At 71.3% G+C, this 16,493-nt stretch carries 13 protein-coding genes and 1 pseudogene; 8 read left to right on the top strand and 6 right to left on the bottom strand.

Translation table 11 applies throughout. The features are described 5' to 3' along the window. Positions 1-51: 51 nt before the first annotated feature. Together KY5_RS29515 and KY5_RS29520 are read right to left on the bottom strand one after the other, a co-directional pair. A complete protein-coding gene (locus tag KY5_RS29515) occupies positions 52-1,431 on the bottom strand; it encodes an aspartate aminotransferase family protein (protein WP_098245069.1) in 1,380 nt (459 codons plus the stop codon). Beyond that, on the bottom strand, positions 1,416-1,961 hold the full coding sequence (locus KY5_RS29520) for an Lrp/AsnC family transcriptional regulator (RefSeq protein WP_098245070.1): 546 nt from the start codon (positions 1,959-1,961) through the stop codon (positions 1,416-1,418). The genes KY5_RS29515 and KY5_RS29520 overlap by 16 nt, the downstream gene beginning before the upstream one ends. A 163-nt stretch (positions 1,962-2,124) precedes the next feature. Here KY5_RS29520 and KY5_RS29525 point away from each other — a divergent pair, with 163 nt between their 5' ends. The 3 genes from KY5_RS29525 (at position 2,125) to KY5_RS29535 (ending at position 7,679) form a co-directional block, all read left to right on the top strand. Continuing rightward, on the top strand, positions 2,125-3,564 hold the full coding sequence (locus KY5_RS29525; protein ID WP_098245071.1) for a gamma-aminobutyraldehyde dehydrogenase: 1,440 nt from the start codon (positions 2,125-2,127) through the stop codon (positions 3,562-3,564). A gap of 227 nt (positions 3,565-3,791) precedes the next feature. Further along, a complete protein-coding gene (locus tag KY5_RS29530; protein WP_098245072.1) occupies positions 3,792-6,392 on the top strand; it encodes an MXAN_6230/SCO0854 family RING domain-containing protein in 2,601 nt (866 codons plus the stop codon). A 123-nt stretch (positions 6,393-6,515) separates the two neighbouring features. Further along, positions 6,516-7,679: an ABC transporter substrate-binding protein gene (locus KY5_RS29535; protein ID WP_234362906.1), complete on the top strand. Its 1,164-nt coding sequence runs from the start codon at positions 6,516-6,518 to the stop codon at positions 7,677-7,679. 36 nt (positions 7,680-7,715) lie between these two features. Here the strand turns inward: KY5_RS29535 and KY5_RS29540 are convergent, their stop codons facing one another. Next, complete coding sequence (locus KY5_RS29540) at positions 7,716-8,291, bottom strand: CGNR zinc finger domain-containing protein (RefSeq protein ID WP_098245074.1); 576 nt, start codon at positions 8,289-8,291, stop codon at positions 7,716-7,718. Between the two features lie 103 nt (positions 8,292-8,394). On the opposite strand from KY5_RS29540, the gene KY5_RS29545 reads away from it, so the two are divergent. Next, positions 8,395-9,609 carry an epoxide hydrolase family protein gene (locus KY5_RS29545; RefSeq protein ID WP_098245075.1) on the top strand — a complete coding sequence of 405 codons (1,215 nt, stop codon included), beginning with the start codon at positions 8,395-8,397 and terminating at the stop codon, positions 9,607-9,609. Between the two features lie 27 nt (positions 9,610-9,636). Here KY5_RS29545 and KY5_RS29550 read toward each other — a convergent pair whose 3' ends face one another. Beyond that, a complete protein-coding gene (locus KY5_RS29550; protein ID WP_098245076.1) occupies positions 9,637-10,398 on the bottom strand; it encodes a DUF4190 domain-containing protein in 762 nt (253 codons plus the stop codon). 134 nt (positions 10,399-10,532) lie between these two features. Between KY5_RS29550 and KY5_RS29555 the strand changes: the two genes are divergently transcribed. From KY5_RS29555 to KY5_RS29565, 3 genes are all read left to right on the top strand, one after another. Further along, positions 10,533-11,624 (top strand): adenosine deaminase, encoded by a 1,092-nt coding sequence (locus KY5_RS29555; RefSeq protein WP_418952884.1) that lies wholly within the window; start codon positions 10,533-10,535, stop codon positions 11,622-11,624. Between the two features lie 21 nt (positions 11,625-11,645). Further along, positions 11,646-12,326, top strand: a complete 681-nt coding sequence (locus tag KY5_RS29560) for a glycerophosphodiester phosphodiesterase (protein WP_098245078.1) — start codon at positions 11,646-11,648, stop codon at positions 12,324-12,326. A 161-nt stretch (positions 12,327-12,487) separates the two neighbouring features. Continuing rightward, positions 12,488-13,648 carry a serine hydrolase domain-containing protein gene (locus tag KY5_RS29565; protein ID WP_098245079.1) on the top strand — a complete coding sequence of 387 codons (1,161 nt, stop codon included), beginning with the start codon at positions 12,488-12,490 and terminating at the stop codon, positions 13,646-13,648. Positions 13,649-13,879: 231 nt separating this feature from the next. On the opposite strand, the pseudogene KY5_RS42680 reads toward KY5_RS29565, so the two are convergent. Continuing rightward, positions 13,880-14,131, bottom strand: a pseudogene (locus KY5_RS42680) (WhiB family transcriptional regulator); the annotation flags it as partial. 53 nt (positions 14,132-14,184) lie between these two features. Next, complete coding sequence (locus KY5_RS29575) at positions 14,185-14,751, bottom strand: NADAR family protein (protein ID WP_098245081.1); 567 nt, start codon at positions 14,749-14,751, stop codon at positions 14,185-14,187. A 205-nt stretch (positions 14,752-14,956) separates the two neighbouring features. Between KY5_RS29575 and KY5_RS29580 the strand changes: the two genes are divergently transcribed. After that, positions 14,957-16,459 (top strand): gamma-aminobutyraldehyde dehydrogenase, encoded by a 1,503-nt coding sequence (locus KY5_RS29580; protein WP_098245082.1) that lies wholly within the window; start codon positions 14,957-14,959, stop codon positions 16,457-16,459. The last annotated feature ends 34 nt before the right edge of the window (positions 16,460-16,493 follow it).

Genomic DNA, 16,493 nt, shown 5'->3' on the forward strand with positions numbered 1-16,493 from the left:
TGTCACTCGAACGGGCGCCCCAGGGGCCGGTGTTGATCAGTCAATAACCGATCAGAGCTTCGTCCACGCCTCCGTGAGGACCTGGCGCAGGATGCCCTCGATCTCGTCGAAGGTCTCCTGGGTGGAGATCAGCGGTGGGGCGAGCTGGACGACCGGGTCGCCCCGGTCGTCGGCGCGGCAGTACAGACCGTTCTCGTACAGCGCCTTGGAGAGGAAGCCGTACAGGACGCGCTCGGTCTCCTCGTCGTTGAACGTCTCCTTGGTCTCCTTGTCCTTCACCAGCTCGATGCCGTAGAAGAAGCCGTTGCCGCGGACGTCGCCGACGATCGGCAGGTCGTGCAGCTTGCGGAGGGTCTGGAAGAAGGCGTCCTCGTTGTCGAGCACGTGCTGGTTCAGGCCCTCCTTCTCGAAGATGTCGAGGTTGGCGAGGCCGACCGCGGCCGACACGGGGTGGCCGCCGAAGGTGTAGCCGTGCAGGAAGGTGTTCTCGCCCTTGTAGAACGGCTCGGCGATCTTGTCCGAGACGATGCACGCGCCGATCGGGGAGTAGCCCGACGTCATGCCCTTGGCGCAGGTGATCATGTCGGGGACGTAGCCGAACTTGTCGCAGGCGAACATCGTGCCGAGGCGGCCGAAGGCGCAGATGACCTCGTCGGAGACGAGCAGCACGTCGTACTTGTCGCAGATCTCGCGCACGCGCTGGAAGTAGCCGGGCGGGGGCGGGAAGCAGCCGCCCGCGTTCTGCACCGGCTCCAGGAAGACGGCGGCGACCGTCTCCGGGCCCTCGAAGAGGATCTCCTGCTCGATCTGGTCGGCGGCCCAGCGGCCGAACGCCTCGGGGTCGTCGCCGTGGATCGGGGCGCGGTAGATGTTGGTGTTCGGGACCTTGTGCGCGCCGGGGACCAGCGGCTCGAAGGGGGCCTTGAGCGCGGGCAGACCGGTGATGGACAGGGCGCCCTGCGGGGTGCCGTGGTAGGCGACCGCGCGCGAGATGACCTTGTACTTCGTGTGGTTGCCGGTGAGCTTGTGGTACTGCTTCGCCAGCTTCCACGCGGTCTCGACGGCCTCGCCGCCACCGGTGGTGAAGAAGACCTTGTTGAGGTCGCCCGGCGCGTAGTCCGCGAGGCGCTCGGCGAGCTCGACGGCCTTGGGGTGGGCGTAGGACCACACCGGGAAGAAGGCCAGCTCCTGCGCCTGCTTGTAGGCGGTCTCCGCGAGCTCGTGACGGCCGTGGCCCGCGTTGACGACGAAGAGGCCGGAGAGGCCGTCCAGGTACTTCTTGCCCTTGTCGTCGAAGATGTAGGTGCCCTCGCCACGCACGATGGTGGGCACGGGTGCGTTCTCGTAGTCCGACATGCGGGTGAAGTGCATCCACAGGTGGTCGTACGCGGTCTGGCTGAGGTCCTTGCTCACGGCTATCGGGTTCCCCACATGTAGGTCTGCTTCTTGAGCTTGAGGTAGACGAAGCTCTCGGTGGAGCGCACGCCGGGGAGGGCGCGGATGCGCTTGTTGATGACTTCGAGCAGGTGGTCGTCGTCCTCGCAGACGATCTCCACCAGGAGGTCGTGCGAGCCCGCGGTCATCACCACGTACTCGGCCTCCGGCATGGCGGCCACGGCGTCCGCGACCGGGTCCACATCGCCCTCGACGTTGATGCCGACCATCGCCTGCCTGCGGAAACCCACGGTGAGCGGGTCCGTGACGGCGACGATCTGCATCACGCCCTGGTCGAGCAGCTTCTGGACGCGCTGGCGCACGGCGGCCTCGGAGAGGCCCACGGCCTTGCCGATCGCGGCGTACGGACGGCGGCCGTCCTCCTGGAGCTGTTCGATGATCGCCAGAGAGACGGCGTCCACGGGCGGTGTGCCGTTCCCGCTGCCGCTCGCGCCCGGATTTCCGGTGCGTGAGCCGCGGGGGCTGCTGGGGTCTGCGCTGCGACTTGCCACGACCTCACTGTGCACGACGTCTCGTCACTTCCGCAAGGCCAGATCGATGAAATTCGTTGTCTGCGACTTCGATCGTCACGGATTCCGCAGTTCTGGGCCGCTGGGTATGTTGAAAGCGTCGGTGCAGCGACTAGGGTGGGTGTCTCATCCACTGGACATCTGACCTGGAGGGCCGGAAGTGACCACCGAGCTGCGACGTCTGCGCAACTACATCAACGGAGAATTCCGGGACGCGGCCGACGGACGGACCACCGAGGTGATCAATCCGGCGACCGGCGAGGCGTACGCGACCGCGCCGCTGTCGGGGCAGGCCGATGTCGACGCCGCCATGAAGGCCGCCGCCGACGCGTTCCCCGCCTGGCGCGACCTGACGCCCGCCGAGCGGCAGAAGGCCCTGCTGAAGATCGCCGACGCCTTCGAGGAGCGCGCCGAGGAACTGATCGCGGCCGAGGTCGAGAACACGGGCAAGCCGATCGGACTCACGCGGTCCGAGGAGATCCCGCCCATGGTCGACCAGATCCGCTTCTTCGCGGGTGCCGCCCGGATGCTGGAGGGCCGCGCCGCGGGCGAGTACATGGAGGGACTGACCTCCATCATCCGCCGCGAGCCGATCGGCGTCTGCGCGCAGGTCGCGCCGTGGAACTACCCCATGATGATGGGCGTCTGGAAGTTCGCCCCGGCGCTCGCCGCCGGTAACACGGTCGTCCTCAAGCCCTCGGACACGACGCCCGCGTCGACCGTCCTGATGGCCGAGATCATCGGCTCCATCGTGCCGCCCGGCGTCTTCAACGTCGTCACCGGCGACCGCGACACCGGCCGCGCCATGGTCGAGCACAAGACGCCCGCGATGGCCTCCATCACCGGCTCCGTGCGCGCCGGCATGCAGGTCGCCGAGTCCGCGTCCAAGGACCTCAAGCGGGTCCACCTGGAGCTCGGCGGCAAGGCGCCCGTCGTCGTCTTCGAGGACACCGACATCGCCAAGGCCGTCGAGGACATCTCGGTCGCGGGCTTCTTCAACGCGGGCCAGGACTGTACGGCCGCCACGCGCGTGCTCGTCCACGAGTCCATCCACGACGAGTTCGTGACGGCGCTCGCCAAGGCCGCCGCCGACACGAAGACCGGGCAGCCGGACGACGAGGACGTGCTGTACGGGCCGCTCAACAACGCCAACCAGCTGAAGCAGGTCTCCGGCTTCATCGACCGCCTGCCCGCGCACGCGCGCGTGGAGGCCGGTGGCCAGCGGGTCGGCGAGAAGGGCTACTTCTTCGCGCCGACCGTCGTCTCGGGCCTCAAGCAGGACGACGAGATCATCCAGAACGAGGTCTTCGGCCCCGTCATCACCGTGCAGTCCTTCACGGACGAGGCGCAGGCCGTCGAGTACGCGAACGGCGTCGAGTACGCGCTGGCGTCTTCCGTGTGGACCAAGGACCACGCGCGTGCGATGCGGATGTCCAAGGTGCTCGACTTCGGGTGCGTCTGGATCAACACGCACATTCCGCTGGTCGCGGAGATGCCGCACGGTGGGTTCAAGAAGTCCGGGTACGGCAAGGACCTCTCGGCGTACGGGTTCGACGACTACACGCGGATCAAGCACGTGATGACGTCGATTGAGGGCTGACACGTCCCGTGCGGGCCGGTGGGGGTTGCTCGCGCAGTTCCCCGCGCCCCTTAAGGGGCCGCCCTCACCTGCGCCGATAATCGGGTGACTGCCTCCCCGCCCCCGCGTACCGTTGCGTACGCGGGGGCGGCTCCGTGGTGTGCTTCCTTCTTTCTTATCTCTGTAAAAGATCCGTAGCGCACCCACTTCCCGCCCCCGCGTTTTCTGTACTACGGGGGTGTGGCCTGATGACGACGACGACCGCTGACGACCTCGCGGGGCTGCTGCTGCGCCGCAGGCAGAGCGTGCGCGTGGGCTCCGGCGTCGGACGGTCCGCCGTGACCGACGCCGCCGTGGTCGTCCTCGAGGCCGAACTCGCCGACCGGGGGCACCTGTTGACCGCCCCGCTGCGGCGCGCGCTGACCGCGCTGTCCGTGGAGGACCTCGCCGCCACCGGGCGCGCGCTGCTCGCGGGCGTCGACGCGCTGCTGGGCTCCGACCGCCACCACGCCCCGCTGTTCCGGCGCTTCCCCGACGAGATCCCCTACCAGCACGCGCGCGCCCACTACACCGACCTCGTCGTCGCGCGCCTCGCCGCCCAGCCGCATCAGCCCTGCATGAACTGCGCGGGCACCACGCGCCGGGTGCGTGCCCTCGGGCCCTGCGCCCACCTGCTCTGCGACGACTGCGTCACCAAGATCGACGACTGGGGCTGCTGCGACGAGTGCTGCGTCTGGTACGCCTGCCCGATCTGCGAGCAGCGGTACGAGACCGATGGGCCCACCGACCCGTGGCTGGACACGGGAGCGGGCCTCGGCGGCGACGGCGGCGAGGTCCTGCGCGCGCTGCGCGTCGCCGAGCCCGGCGACGCCGCGGCCGAACTCGCCGCGCTGCTCGCCCGGCGTACGCCGCTGAACCCGCAGGACCACGACGACCTGATGCTGCTCCTGGGGCAGCTGGACCCGGCCGGCGCCGCCGACTGGCTGCCCGAGTGCATACCGCTGCGCGAGAGCAAGGCACTCGCGCTCGCCTCGCTGCTCGACCTGCCCGAGGTCAGGCCGCTCGTCGCGCGCCACGCGGACACCGCCACCGATGTGCTGCGGATCCTCGTCGTACGGTCCGGGGGCGATCCCGACCTGCTCGAACCGCCGCGTCTGCGCGGGCTCCCGCGACCGGTGCGCCGTGAACTCCTCGGGCTGCTCGACGGATTGGCCTTCGCGCGCCTCGTCGAGGACATGGCGCGGCACCCGCGCGCGTGGAAGCGGGTCGGGGAGATCCTGCACCCCTTCGAGCACGCCCACCGGCACGCGCGCGTGGCGCTCGCGTTCGCCGTGCTGCGCGAGACCCGCATCCGTGACGGCGCGCTCGGCGAGGTGCTGCTCGCCGAGGCCGCCCGGCACGAGGAGGTCGGGCTCGCCGGTGACCGGCTGCGCGTGATCACCTGGCAGGGGCGCGTCGAGGCGGCGCTCGCCCGCTGGGACGTCCCGGCCGCCGTACGGCTCCTCGGTGAGCGGCCCGGTGAACTCCTGCGCAGGCTCGACCTGTTGCTGGCCCGCTCGGGCGAGCCGACGCTCCCTGACGCGGTGCGCGGCGCGCTCGCCGAGGCCCTGCCGGGCGCGGGGCCCGGGCCGCTGCTCGGCGCGCACGGCCGGATGAAGGTCCGTGCCGTGCCGGGGCACCGTCGGGTCTTCTTCCCGCGCGGCCGGGTCACCAAGGCGTACGCGGTCGAGGACCACCGGCCTCCGCTGCCCGCGCGGGTCGCGGGGCGCGCCGGTGAGCTGATCGAGGCGGAGGCCGTGCGGCGGCTCGCCGAGCGGGCGGGGGAGCGGTACGACGTGGCCGTCCTGGACGCCTCGCTCGCCGATCTTCCCGTGCCCTTCGCCGAGCGCGCGTCGGCCGCGTCGCTCGTCGCCGTACCGCGCGGCAGCTCGCTGCCCATGCCCGCGGACAGCGAGACCGTGCGGCTCTTCCTGCACTGGACGCAGCCCAAGGGCACGCGCGTCGACCTCGACCTGTCCGTCGCGCTCTACGACGACCTGTGGCGCTTCGTCGGCCTGTGCGACTACACGCATCTGGAGTACGCGGGCGGCGCTGCCCGGCACTCCGGGGACCTGACGTCGGCGCCCGCCCCGCACGGCGCCACCGAGTACCTGGACCTCGACCTGCCGAGGCTCGCGAACTCGGGCGTGCGGTTCGTGGTGCCCGCGGTCATCTCGTACAACGACGTCCCCTTCGACGAACTCCCGGACGCCTTCGCGGGGTTCATGGCCGTCGAGGGCGAGGAGCGTGCCGTCTACGACCCGCGCACGGTCCGGCAGCGCTTCGACCTCGCGGGCGACGCGAAGCTGTGCGTGCCGATGGTCGTCGACCTGCGGACCCGGCACGCCTGGTGGGCCGACGTCACCCTCGCCACGAAGGGCACCGACCACGACGTGTGGCGCTACCGGGGACAGCTCGGCCGGATGGGGAACGACCTGCTCGACACCTTCCAGCCGTGCGGCCGCACCACGCTGTGGGACCTGGCCTGCTGGACGGCGGCCGCCCGCACCGACGGCGAGGTGTACGTGCGCGGCCGCGGGCACGTCCTGTGGGGCTACCGCCGCGCCGAGGACGAGCCGCGCGCCGACTTCGCGCTGCGCGTCCGTGACGGCTGGGAGCCCGACGCGCTGAGCGCCGAGCCGGAGCTCGCCGACCGCCGGGCTCTCCTCGCGCTGCTGCACGGCGAGTTGGCGGGCGCGGAGGGCGTCGCGTCCGGCACGGCGTACCGCCTCTACCCGGGGCCCGTCGACGCCGCGCCCCTTGAGCGGGTCACGGCGGGGGACCTCGCGGGGTGGCTGGGGCCCGCATAGGGGCGCGCGGGTGATCGACAGGGTGTCGGGTCCAGGGGGCGGGGCTCGACGCTGCGTCCATTGTCCGGCCGGGGAGCGGGGGCGCATGCTGCCGGGGTGCGAGCGAACCCCAGAGTCTCCTCCGTGTCCCGTCGTTCCCTGCTGCGCGCCATCGGCGGCGGGGCGGCCGTCAGTACGCTCGCGGGCTGCGGTGTGCCCGCCGCGTACATCGGCCCCGGTGAGCGCGGTGCGAGCGACCGCTCGCGGCAGGACAAGAAGCTGACCTTCGCCAACTGGCCGCTGTACATCGACACCGACGACAAGGACAAGACGAAGCGCCCCTCGCTGGCCGCCTTCGAGAAGCGGACCGGGATCGACGTCCGCTACACGGAGGAGATCAACGACAACGACGAGTTCTTCGGCAAGATCAGCCCGTCCCTGATGAACCACCAGGAGACGGGCCGCGACCTCATCGTCATCAGCGACTGGATGTGCGCCCGCTTCGTACGCCTCGGCTGGGTGCAGGAGATGGACCGCGCGCATCAGCCCCACGTCACCAAGTACCTCGACCCGCTGCTGCGTTCGCCGCACTTCGACCCGGGGCGCAAGTTCACGGTGCCCTGGCAGTCCGGCATCACCGGCATCGCGTACAACAAGCGCAGGGTCGGCCGCGAGATCAAGCACGTCTCCGACCTGTGGGCCGACGACCTCAAGGGCCGGGTCACCCTGCTCTCCGGGCTCGACGAGGCGTTCGCGCTGCTGCTCCAGGGCGACGGCGTCGACGTCACCAAGTGGACGGCCGACGACTTCCACCGGATGTGCGACAAGGTCGAGAAGATGGTGAACTCCCACCACATCCGCCGCTTCACCGGCAACGACTACATCAAGGACCTCTCCAGCGGCGACGTCCTGGCCTGCCAGGCCTACAGCGGCGACGTCATCCAGCTCCAGGCGGACGACCCGGACATCGAGTTCATCGTCCCCGAGGAGGGCGGCGAACTGTGGGCCGAGTCCCTCATGGTCCCCAACCTCGCCCGCCACAAGCGGAACGCCGAGCGGCTCATCGACTACTACTACGAGCCCGAGGTCGCGGCGGAGCTGGCCGCCTGGGTCAACTACGTCTGCCCGGTCCCCGCCGCCCGCGACGTCCTGGCCTCGTCCAAGGACAAGGAACGCGCCGAACTCGCCGAGGACCCGCTGATCTTCCCCGACGACACGATGCGCAAGCGCCTCGCGATCGCGCGCGACATCACGTCGAAGGAGCGCACGGAGTTCGCCAAGCGGTGGAACGCGTTGGCGGGGTTGTAGGGGCGGTGCCTCGCGCGCGGCACGTCCGGGTGGCGGTCACCCCGCCGAGCCGGGCGTCCCGCGCCGGTTGGCCTGGAAGCGCGCCTTCTTCTGGCGGTTCCCGCACGTGTTCATGTCGCACCATCTGCGGGTGCGGCTCCGGCTGGTGTCGAAGAAGGCGGCTCGGCAGGTCGGTGACGCGCACAGGGCCAGCTTTCCGTCCCGCTCGCCCGCGACGACGCTGATCGCGTCGGCGGCGATCACGCCGAGGGCGTCTTCCACGGGGGACGTCGGGCTGAGCTGCCACCGCCGTTCGCCCCCCGGGGTCAGGACCGCAGAGGCCCGGCCCTGAGTGCTGCGGTCGTTGATGACCTGGACGGCGGACGCGGGGAGCGCGTCCTGGAGCGCGGCCGCCGTCGCGACGGCGTGGATCGACTCCCTCAGCTCCTTGGCGAGGTCGAGCTGGGCAGTGGTGCAGGAGTCCACGGCGAGGCCGTACACCGCAAGCCAGTCGATGAGCCGGCGCGGCGTCGGAATGCGCTCGACGGCGTCGCCCTGCCGCTCCGAGAGAGTCCCCGTGAAGCTGGTCGCCAGCACCGTACCGAGGCGGAAGTCAGGGAACCCAGCAGACATGGAACCACCATAGCCGGTTGCGCGCGGGCGGGAAGGCGCGCTAGAACCGTCTTAGCCGGTTCGCGACAGGTGGTGGCCGGTTCCGCGACGGCCAGGAGGTCCCATGACCCGCCCCACCAGCGACGCACGGGCGCGTGCAGCCCGCGCGACCGGCGACGTCCACGCCTTCGAAGCCCGTGCGGCCGACGCCGACCTCGACGACCTGCGCGCGAGACTGGCCGCGGCGCGACTGCCGGAGGCGGAGACGGTCCGGCGTGCCGCGCCGGACCCCCGCCGCTGGGAGCAGGGCGTTCCGCTCGCCGACCTCGTCGACGTCGTGCACTACTGGCGCACCGGGTACGACTGGCGCTCGTTCGAAGCGCGTCTCGACCGGATCGGTCAGTTCCGTACGACCGTCGACGGCCTGGGGATCCACTTCCTGCACCGCCGGTCCGCGCGCGCGGACGCCACGCCGCTGATCCTGACGCACGGATGGCCGGGCAGCGTCGCCGAGTTCATCGACGTGGTGGACGAACTGGCGGATCCGGCGGACGCGGACGCGCCCGCCTTCCACGTCGTCGTCCCTTCGCTGCCGGGCTTCGGCTTCAGCGACAGGCCGACCACCACCGGGTGGGGGATCGAGAAGATCGCGGCCGCCTGGGTGGAGCTCATGGGCAGGCTCGGCTACGACACGTTCCTGGCCCACGGCGGCGACTGGGGCGGCGTGATCACCACGGTCCTCGGCGGCAGGTTCCCGGCACACGTGCTCGGCATCCACACCACGCTCGCGCAGGCGCCACCCGGCCTGACGACGGAAGGGCTGACGGAGGCCGAGCGCCGGTGGGCCGAGGAGACCCACGACTTCTGGCACCGTCGCGCCGCGTACGCGAAGCAGCAGGCGACCCGGCCGCAGACCATCGGCTACGCGCTCGTGGACTCACCCATCGGGCTGCTCGCCTGGATCCTCGACAAGTTCGCCGAGTGGTCGGACACCGAGGACAGCCCGTTCGAGACGATCTCCCTCGACAGGATCCTCGACGACGTCACGCTGTACTGGCTGACGCGGACCGGTGCGTCGGCGGCCCGCATCTACTACGAGAGCCACGGCGGCGTGAACACGCTGGACCCCGGTCTCCGGGTCGACGTGCCGTCGGCGATCAGCGTCTATCCCCGCGACATCGAGAAGTGCCCACGCCCCTGGGCCGAGGAGCGGTACCGGCGGATCGTCCGCTGGGAGACGCCGGAAAGCGGGGGACACTTCCCGTCCCTCGAGGTCCCCGAGTTCTTCGTCAAGGATCTGAGGGAGGGGCTCGCGGCGGTGCTGGCCGCCCCTCGGTGAACGCGGCCGGGTGAACGCGGCCGGGTGTCAGCGCGGGGCGTCCACGACCAGCGTCGCCGAGAAGCCGGGGTCGTCCGACGAGCCCGTGTCGTCGTCCTCGTCCGGCACCACGAGCAGGAAGACCACCATGGCCACCCCGAGCACGATCCCGGCCGCGCCGCAGATGATCCCGGCCAGCGCCTGGCCCCCGTTCGTGGCCTCGCCCCGTCGCGCCTTGCGGCGGCCTATCGAGCCGAAGATCACCGCGAGGATGCCGAGCACGATCGCCAGCGGCCACAGGCAGAAGCCGACCGCCGCGACGATGCCGAGGACGAGCGCGGCCACGCCCATCCCGTTGGCGGGCGCCATCGGCATCGCGGGCCAGCCGTATCCGGGCGGGCCCTGGACCGGGTAGCCGGGATGCCCCGGGTAGCCCTGCCACCCCTGGGGGCCCGGTCCGTGGGGTCCCGGATGTCCCGGGTGGCCGTGCCCCTCGTATCCCGGGGGCGCCTGATATCCGTCGTAGCCCGGGTAGCCGGGGGAGCCCGCGTAGCCATGGCCCGGATACCCGTATGGCGCCTGCCCGGGCCCGTCAGGGGACACCGGAGGCGGCGGCACCGGCTCCCCCTGTCCCGCGCCGGGCGGCGGCGCGAAGGGGTCACCGGGCGGCTGCACCGACACCGGTCCCGGCGGCGGCCACGCACCCCGCTTCTCCAGGGACGGCGGCGGCACCGCGTCCTCCGCGGGCGGGGCCCAGGGATCCCGCTCCTGAGGCGCGTCCGCGCCCCGCGCGGCATCGTCCTCGGACATGGCGGGTCACCTCTTTCGTACGTTCCGTCATGCTACGGCCCCTGGTTCGCCCTCGCCGACCGGCACCGTCCCCGACCGGCACCGGCCCCCACCGGCGGCGACCGTACGATGAGCCCCGTCCCACCGATCAGCCGATCAAACCCGTTCCTGGGGAGGAAACCGTGACCGAGCAGCAGCAGCCCGCAGCCGCGCCCGACAGAGACCCGCATGCCTTCATCGCCGGGCTGCCCAAGGCCGAACTGCACGTGCACCACGTCGGCTCCGCCTCCCCCCGGATCGTCTCCGAGCTGGCCGCCCGGCACCCCGACTCCGCCGTACCGACGGACCCCGAGGCGCTCGCCGACTACTTCACGTTCACGGACTTCGCGCACTTCATCCAGGTGTACCTGTCCGTCGTGGACCTGATCCGCACCCCGGACGACGTGCGCCTGCTCACCTTCGAGGTGGCCAGGGACATGGCCCGGCAGAACGTCCGCTACGCCGAGCTGACCATCACCCCGTACTCCTCCGTGCGCCGCGGCATCGACGACCGCGCCTTCATGGACGCCATCGAGGACGCCCGCAAGGCCGCCGAGGAGGAGTTCGGCACCGTACTGCGCTGGTGCTTCGACATCCCCGGGGAGGCCGGTCTCGTGTCGGCCGAGGAGACGCTCCGGCTCGCCACGACCGACAAGCTGCGCCCCGAGGGCCTGGTCTCCTTCGGGCTCGGCGGGCCCGAGATCGGCGTGCCGCGCCCGCAGTTCAAGCCCTACTTCGACCAGGCGATCGCCGCGGGCCTGCGCTCGGTGCCGCACGCGGGCGAGACCACCGGGCCCGAGACCGTCTGGGACGCGCTGACCCACCTCGGTGCCGAGCGCATCGGCCACGGCACCAGTGCCGCCCAGGACCCGAAGCTGCTCGCCCACCTCGCCGAGCGCGGCATCCCGCTGGAGGTCTGCCCGACCTCGAACATCGCGACGCGCGCGGTCCGCACCCTGGACGAGCACCCGCTCAAGCAGTTCGTCGAGGCCGGGGTGACGGTGACGATCAACTCCGACGACCCGCCGATGTTCGGCACCGACCTGAACACCGAGTACGCCGTCGCGGCCCGCCTCCTCGGCCTCGACGAGCGCGGCATCGCGGCCCTCGCCAAGAACGCCGTCGAGGTGTCCTTCCTCGACCGCGCGGGCAAGGACCGCATCGCCGCGGAGATCGACACGTACACGGAGACGTGGCTCGCTCCGTAAGGACGGCACCACAATGGGCCCATGCGCACCGTGACAGCTGTGGCCCACCGAGGCGATCCCTACCGCGTCCGCGAGAACACGCTCCCCTCCCTGCGCTCCGCGCTCGAAAGGGGCGCGGACGCGGTGGAGATCGACGTCCGTCTGACCGGCGACGGAACGCCCGTCCTGCTGCACGACGATTCGCTCAAGCGGCTGTGGGGCTACGACCGTCCGCTCGCCGCGCTGTCCGCCGCGGAGGTCGCGGGGCTCACCGAGGACGGCGTCCCCACGCTCGAAGCGGCGCTGAAGGCCACCGACGGGCACCGGCTCATGATCGACCTGCCGGGCGCGACGCCCGCCGCGGTCCGCACGATCGTCGGGGTCGTCGCCGACTGCGGGGCGGCCGAGCGCGTGTACTACACCGCGGGCGCGCAGGCCATGCTCGCCGTGCGTGCGGCGGACCCGGGCGCCGAGATCGCCCTGACCTGGACGAGCCTGGCACCGCCGCGTCGCGCCGTGCTCGACGCGGTGCGGCCGCGCTGGCTCAACTACCGCTTCGCCCTGGTCGACCGCGAGTTGGCCTTCCAGATCCACCGCGAGGGTTTCCTCGTCTCGGTCTGGACGCCGGACACCCGCCGCTCGATGCGCCGCCTGCTCGACGCGGGCGTCGACGCGATCACCACGAACCGCGTGGACGTCCTGGACGCGTTGCGCACCTCCTGAGGGCACCCCTTAGGGGGCTTCCCTCAGCAACCCCCTTGATCTGTACGCCCGTTGACCCGGACGACAACCCGGGTCCACCCCCTCCCCGCCGACGATCCGCCCCGGTCCGGTGATCATCAGGATGAGAGCACGACACCGAAACGACCGAGGAGCCCGTCACCGTGAAGGTCCCTGCCCGCGCCGCGCTCGCCGCCGCCCTCGTCCTCGGCCTCACCGGCGCGGCGGCCGCACCCGCCCTGGCCGACGCCCACGCCGCCCACACCCTCGCCGCCCACGACCGGCCCGCGCCAGAGCCGTCCACCGGCCCCAACGCCAAGGCCCTGCGCGAGGCGATCAAGGGCCTGCCGAACGCCGACGCGACGGCCGCGCTCGTCCGCGTCGGCGGCCCGGAGGGGACCTGGCGCGGCAGTTCCGGGGTGCACGACCTGGTCACGCACCGCAAGGCCGATCCGAACGGCCGGTTCCGCGCCGGTTCCACGACGAAGATCGTGACGGCGGCCGTGGCGCTCCAACTGGCCGCCGAGGGCACGCTCGACCTCGACGAGCCCGTGCAGCACTACATGCCGGGCCTGCTCACGGGGAAGTTCAAGCCCATCCCCGTACGCAGCCTGCTCAACTACACCAGCGGTCTGAAGTCGGGCGACGGCTTCGACGACGAGTACGCGCACCGCTTCGAGACGCTGGACTACGAGGCCGTCGTCGCGTCGGCCGTCGCGAAGGGCCCCGAGCACGATCCGGGCGTCGAGCAGCACTACCGCAACATCGGCTACACCGTGCTCGGCATGCTGATCGAGAAGGTCACCGGGGACACGTACGCGCACCAGGCCAGCGAGCGGATCTTCGAGCCGCTGCGCATGCGCGACACGTACTTCCCCGGCGCCGATCCCCGTATCCGCGGTCCGCACAACCGCGGTTACCAGACGCGGGAGCGGGCGGACGGCGGCACCCGGCTCGTCGACGTGACCGAGTGGAACCAGTACGACCGCTTCGCGGCGGGCGACATGATCTCCTCCACGGCCGATCTGGAGCGGTTCACGCGGGCGCTGTTCGGCGGGGAGGTCGTGCCGCGGCCGCAGCTGAAGGAGATGTTCACGCTGCCCGCGAAGGTCAAGGACGCGACCTTCGGCGCGGGACTCCAGCGGTACCAGGCCGGCGACCGGGTCGTCTGGCTCAAGACCGGCTCCCGCTACGGCTACACGAACATGATCGCCGCGACCGAGAACGGCTCACGCACCCTGGTCTACTCGGTCAACGCGACCGATGCCAAGGGCAAGGACATGAACGCGGTGGCCGAGCGCATCGCGAGGGCGGCGCTGAGCTGATTCGCGCGGCGCGCTGAGCTGATTCGCGCGGCGCAACGAGTTGATCCGCGTGGCGCGACGATCTGACCCGCGCGGCACGAACTCCGCTCCTGCGCGAGGGAGCGCTCACCCACCCGGCGTCGAGCGCTCCCGAGCCCCTGTGGCCCGGCGCCCCTGCGAACTCCGCCCGTCCGCACCGCGTCCGCCCGCATCGCGTCCGCCCGAGCCCCGGCCCGCCGGGGCACGCCGCTTCGCGTTGCGTGCCCTGCGCCGCGACGCCCTGGACAGCGCCGCCCGCTCCGTCTCCGACGTACCGCCCCAGACCCCGGTGGACTGCTCCGTCTCCAGGGCCCACTCCAGGCACTGGGTCGCCACCGGGCACCGGCGGCACACGGCCTTCGCCTCGCGGACGTCCCGTAAGGCGGGCCCCGACCCGCCCACCGGGAAGAACAGCTCCGGATCCTGGTTCTCGCGGACGCACGCCGCCCTGTCGAGCCACTCCATTTCCTTCTCCCTCATGGGTAACGGAGCACCGCGAGTACCCCGAAACCCTTCGCTCAAGGCGCCTCCGTCAGCTCTCGTGCGGCCATCAGCGCGAATCCCAGCAAGTTCGCGCCCTGCCACCTCGTGGGGTCCTGCGCGCGAGGGTCGTCCGCGGCCAGTCCTATGCCCCAGACGCGGTCCAGCGGGCTCGCCTCGACGAGGACCCGCCGCCCCGTCCCTGCCAGGAAGTCCCGGAGCGCCGGGTCGGACGTGAACTTGTGGACGCTGCCCTCGACGACGATCCCGAAGCGCTCCCGCGCCCATGTCGTCTCGTCGAAGTCCCGCACGAGCCGTCCCGCGTTCTTCGCCTCCGCGGGCGTCCGCGCCGCGAGGACCGCCCGCTCCGCCTCCGCGTCGCCGAAGAGGCGGGCCTTGGCGGCCATCATCCAGTGCTCCGCCGTCGCGTACCCGACGCCGTCCACGGTGAACGGCGAGGGCCACCACTGGCTGAAGCAGCTGGCGCCCAGGGAGCCGTCCCTTCGCGGGGCGTGGCCCCAGAAGTGCAGGTACTTCACCTTCTCGCCCGCGCGCACCACGCGGACGAGGTCCGCCACGGAACGCACCGAGTCGATCTTCGTCATACACGGGAGTGTGGCAGGCACCACTGACACTCCGTCCTCGGTTTTCCAGGACGACTCGACACCTGGTCGACAGATTCCGTCGCGTAACCAAAAGGCAACAACGGAATCACTTGTTGGACTACTACTGCTCTGCCAGGATCGGCACTCAAATCGATCTGGAGCTACGCCGACCCCCGGGACGGGGAGGGCGGCGGAGGAGAGCGTCATGCACAACTTCCAGGCGCAGGACCACTTCTCGGACGGCGCGCAGTACATCGCGGGGCGGCTGACCAAGGGGACGTCGGGCACCCACCACGCGGTCGTCGACCCCGCCACGGGCAACGAGGTCTACTCGTACGAACTCGCCGGGAGCGATGACGTCGACGCCGCCGTCGCCGCGGCCGCCGAGGCGTTCCCCGGCTGGGCCCGGGCCACCCCGGGCGAGCGCTCGGACGCCCTGCACCGCTTCGCGGGCGTGCTGGCCGACCGGGCCGAGGAGTTCGCGCAGGCCGAGTCCTTGCAGTGCGGCAAGCCGATCAAGTTGAGCCGGGAGTTCGACGTCCCCGGCACCGTCGACAACGCCGCCTTCTTCGCGGGCGCGGCCCGGCACCTGCAGGGCCAGTCGGCGGGGGAGTACACCGGGGACCACACCTCGTACGTACGCCGTGAGCCGATCGGCGTGGTCGGCTCCATCGCGCCCTGGAACTACCCCCTCCAGATGGCCGCCTGGAAGGTCCTGCCGGCGATCGCCGCGGGCAACACCATCGTCCTGAAGCCCGCCGAGCTGACCCCCTTCACCTCGCTCCTGTTCGCGCAGGCGGCCACCGAGGCCGGTATCCCCGACGGTGTCGTCAACATCGTCACGGGCGCGGGCAAGGAGGCGGGCGAGCGCCTCGTGGGCCACCCCGACGTCGCCATGACGTCCTTCACCGGGTCCACCGGCGTCGGCAAGCGCGTCGCCGAGATCGCCACGGCCACCGTCAAGCGCCTCCACCTGGAGCTCGGCGGCAAGGCGCCCTTCGTGGTCTTCGACGACGCCGATCTCGACGCCGCCGTGCACGGCGCGGTCGCGGGCGCCCTCATCAACTCCGGACAGGACTGCACCGCTGCCACGCGCGCGTACGTCCAGCGTCCGCTGTACGACGCCTTCGTGGCGGGCGTCGCCGACCTCATGGAGTCCGTGCGGCTCGGCGACCCGTTCGACCCGAGCACCGACATGGGCCCGCTCATCTCGCACGTCCACCGCGACCGCGTCGCCGGTTTCGTCGACCGGGCCCGCTCCTACGCGCGCGTGGTGACCGGCGGCGAGGCGCTCCAGCACCCCGGGGCGTTCTACAAGCCCACGCTCATCGCCGACGCGGCGCAGGACAGCGAGGTCGTGCAGTCCGAGATCTTCGGGCCCGTGCTCGTGGTGCTGCCCTTCGACAGCGACGACGAGGGCATCAGGCTCGCCAACGACACCCCCTACGGACTCGCCGCATCGGCCTGGAGCCGCGACGTGTTCCGCGCCAACCGGGCGACCCGCGAGATCAAGGCCGGCTGCGTGTGGGTCAACGACCACATCCCGATCCTCAGCGAGATGCCGCACGGCGGCTACAAGGCGTCCGGCTACGGAAAGGACATGTCCGCGTACTCATTCGAGGAGTACACGCAGGTCAAGCACGTCATGTTCGACAACACCGCGGTGGTCCGCAAGGACTGGCACCGCACGATCTTCGGGGACCGATAGCCATCACCAGGCCGCCTGACCCGCGGCCGCACAT

Source organism: Streptomyces formicae, from assembly GCF_002556545.1.
GTDB lineage: Bacteria > Actinomycetota > Actinomycetes > Streptomycetales > Streptomycetaceae > Streptomyces > Streptomyces formicae_A.

What these genes read in the sequence shown, in the direction of transcription:
- KY5_RS29540 (WP_098245074.1), bottom strand. Translation starts at nt 8,291, where the DNA reads ATGTCTGCTGGGTTCCCTGACTTCCGCCTCGGTACGGTGCTGGCGACC.
- KY5_RS29575 (WP_098245081.1), bottom strand. Translation starts at nt 14,751, where the DNA reads ATGACGAAGATCGACTCGGTGCGTTCCGTGGCGGACCTCGTCCGCGTG.
- KY5_RS29550 (WP_098245076.1), bottom strand. Translation starts at nt 10,398, where the DNA reads ATGTCCGAGGACGATGCCGCGCGGGGCGCGGACGCGCCTCAGGAGCGG.
- KY5_RS29580 (WP_098245082.1), top strand. Translation starts at nt 14,957, where the DNA reads ATGCACAACTTCCAGGCGCAGGACCACTTCTCGGACGGCGCGCAGTAC.
- KY5_RS29530 (WP_098245072.1), top strand. Translation starts at nt 3,792, where the DNA reads ATGACGACGACGACCGCTGACGACCTCGCGGGGCTGCTGCTGCGCCGC.
- KY5_RS29560 (WP_098245078.1), top strand. Translation starts at nt 11,646, where the DNA reads ATGCGCACCGTGACAGCTGTGGCCCACCGAGGCGATCCCTACCGCGTC.
- KY5_RS29545 (WP_098245075.1), top strand. Translation starts at nt 8,395, where the DNA reads ATGACCCGCCCCACCAGCGACGCACGGGCGCGTGCAGCCCGCGCGACC.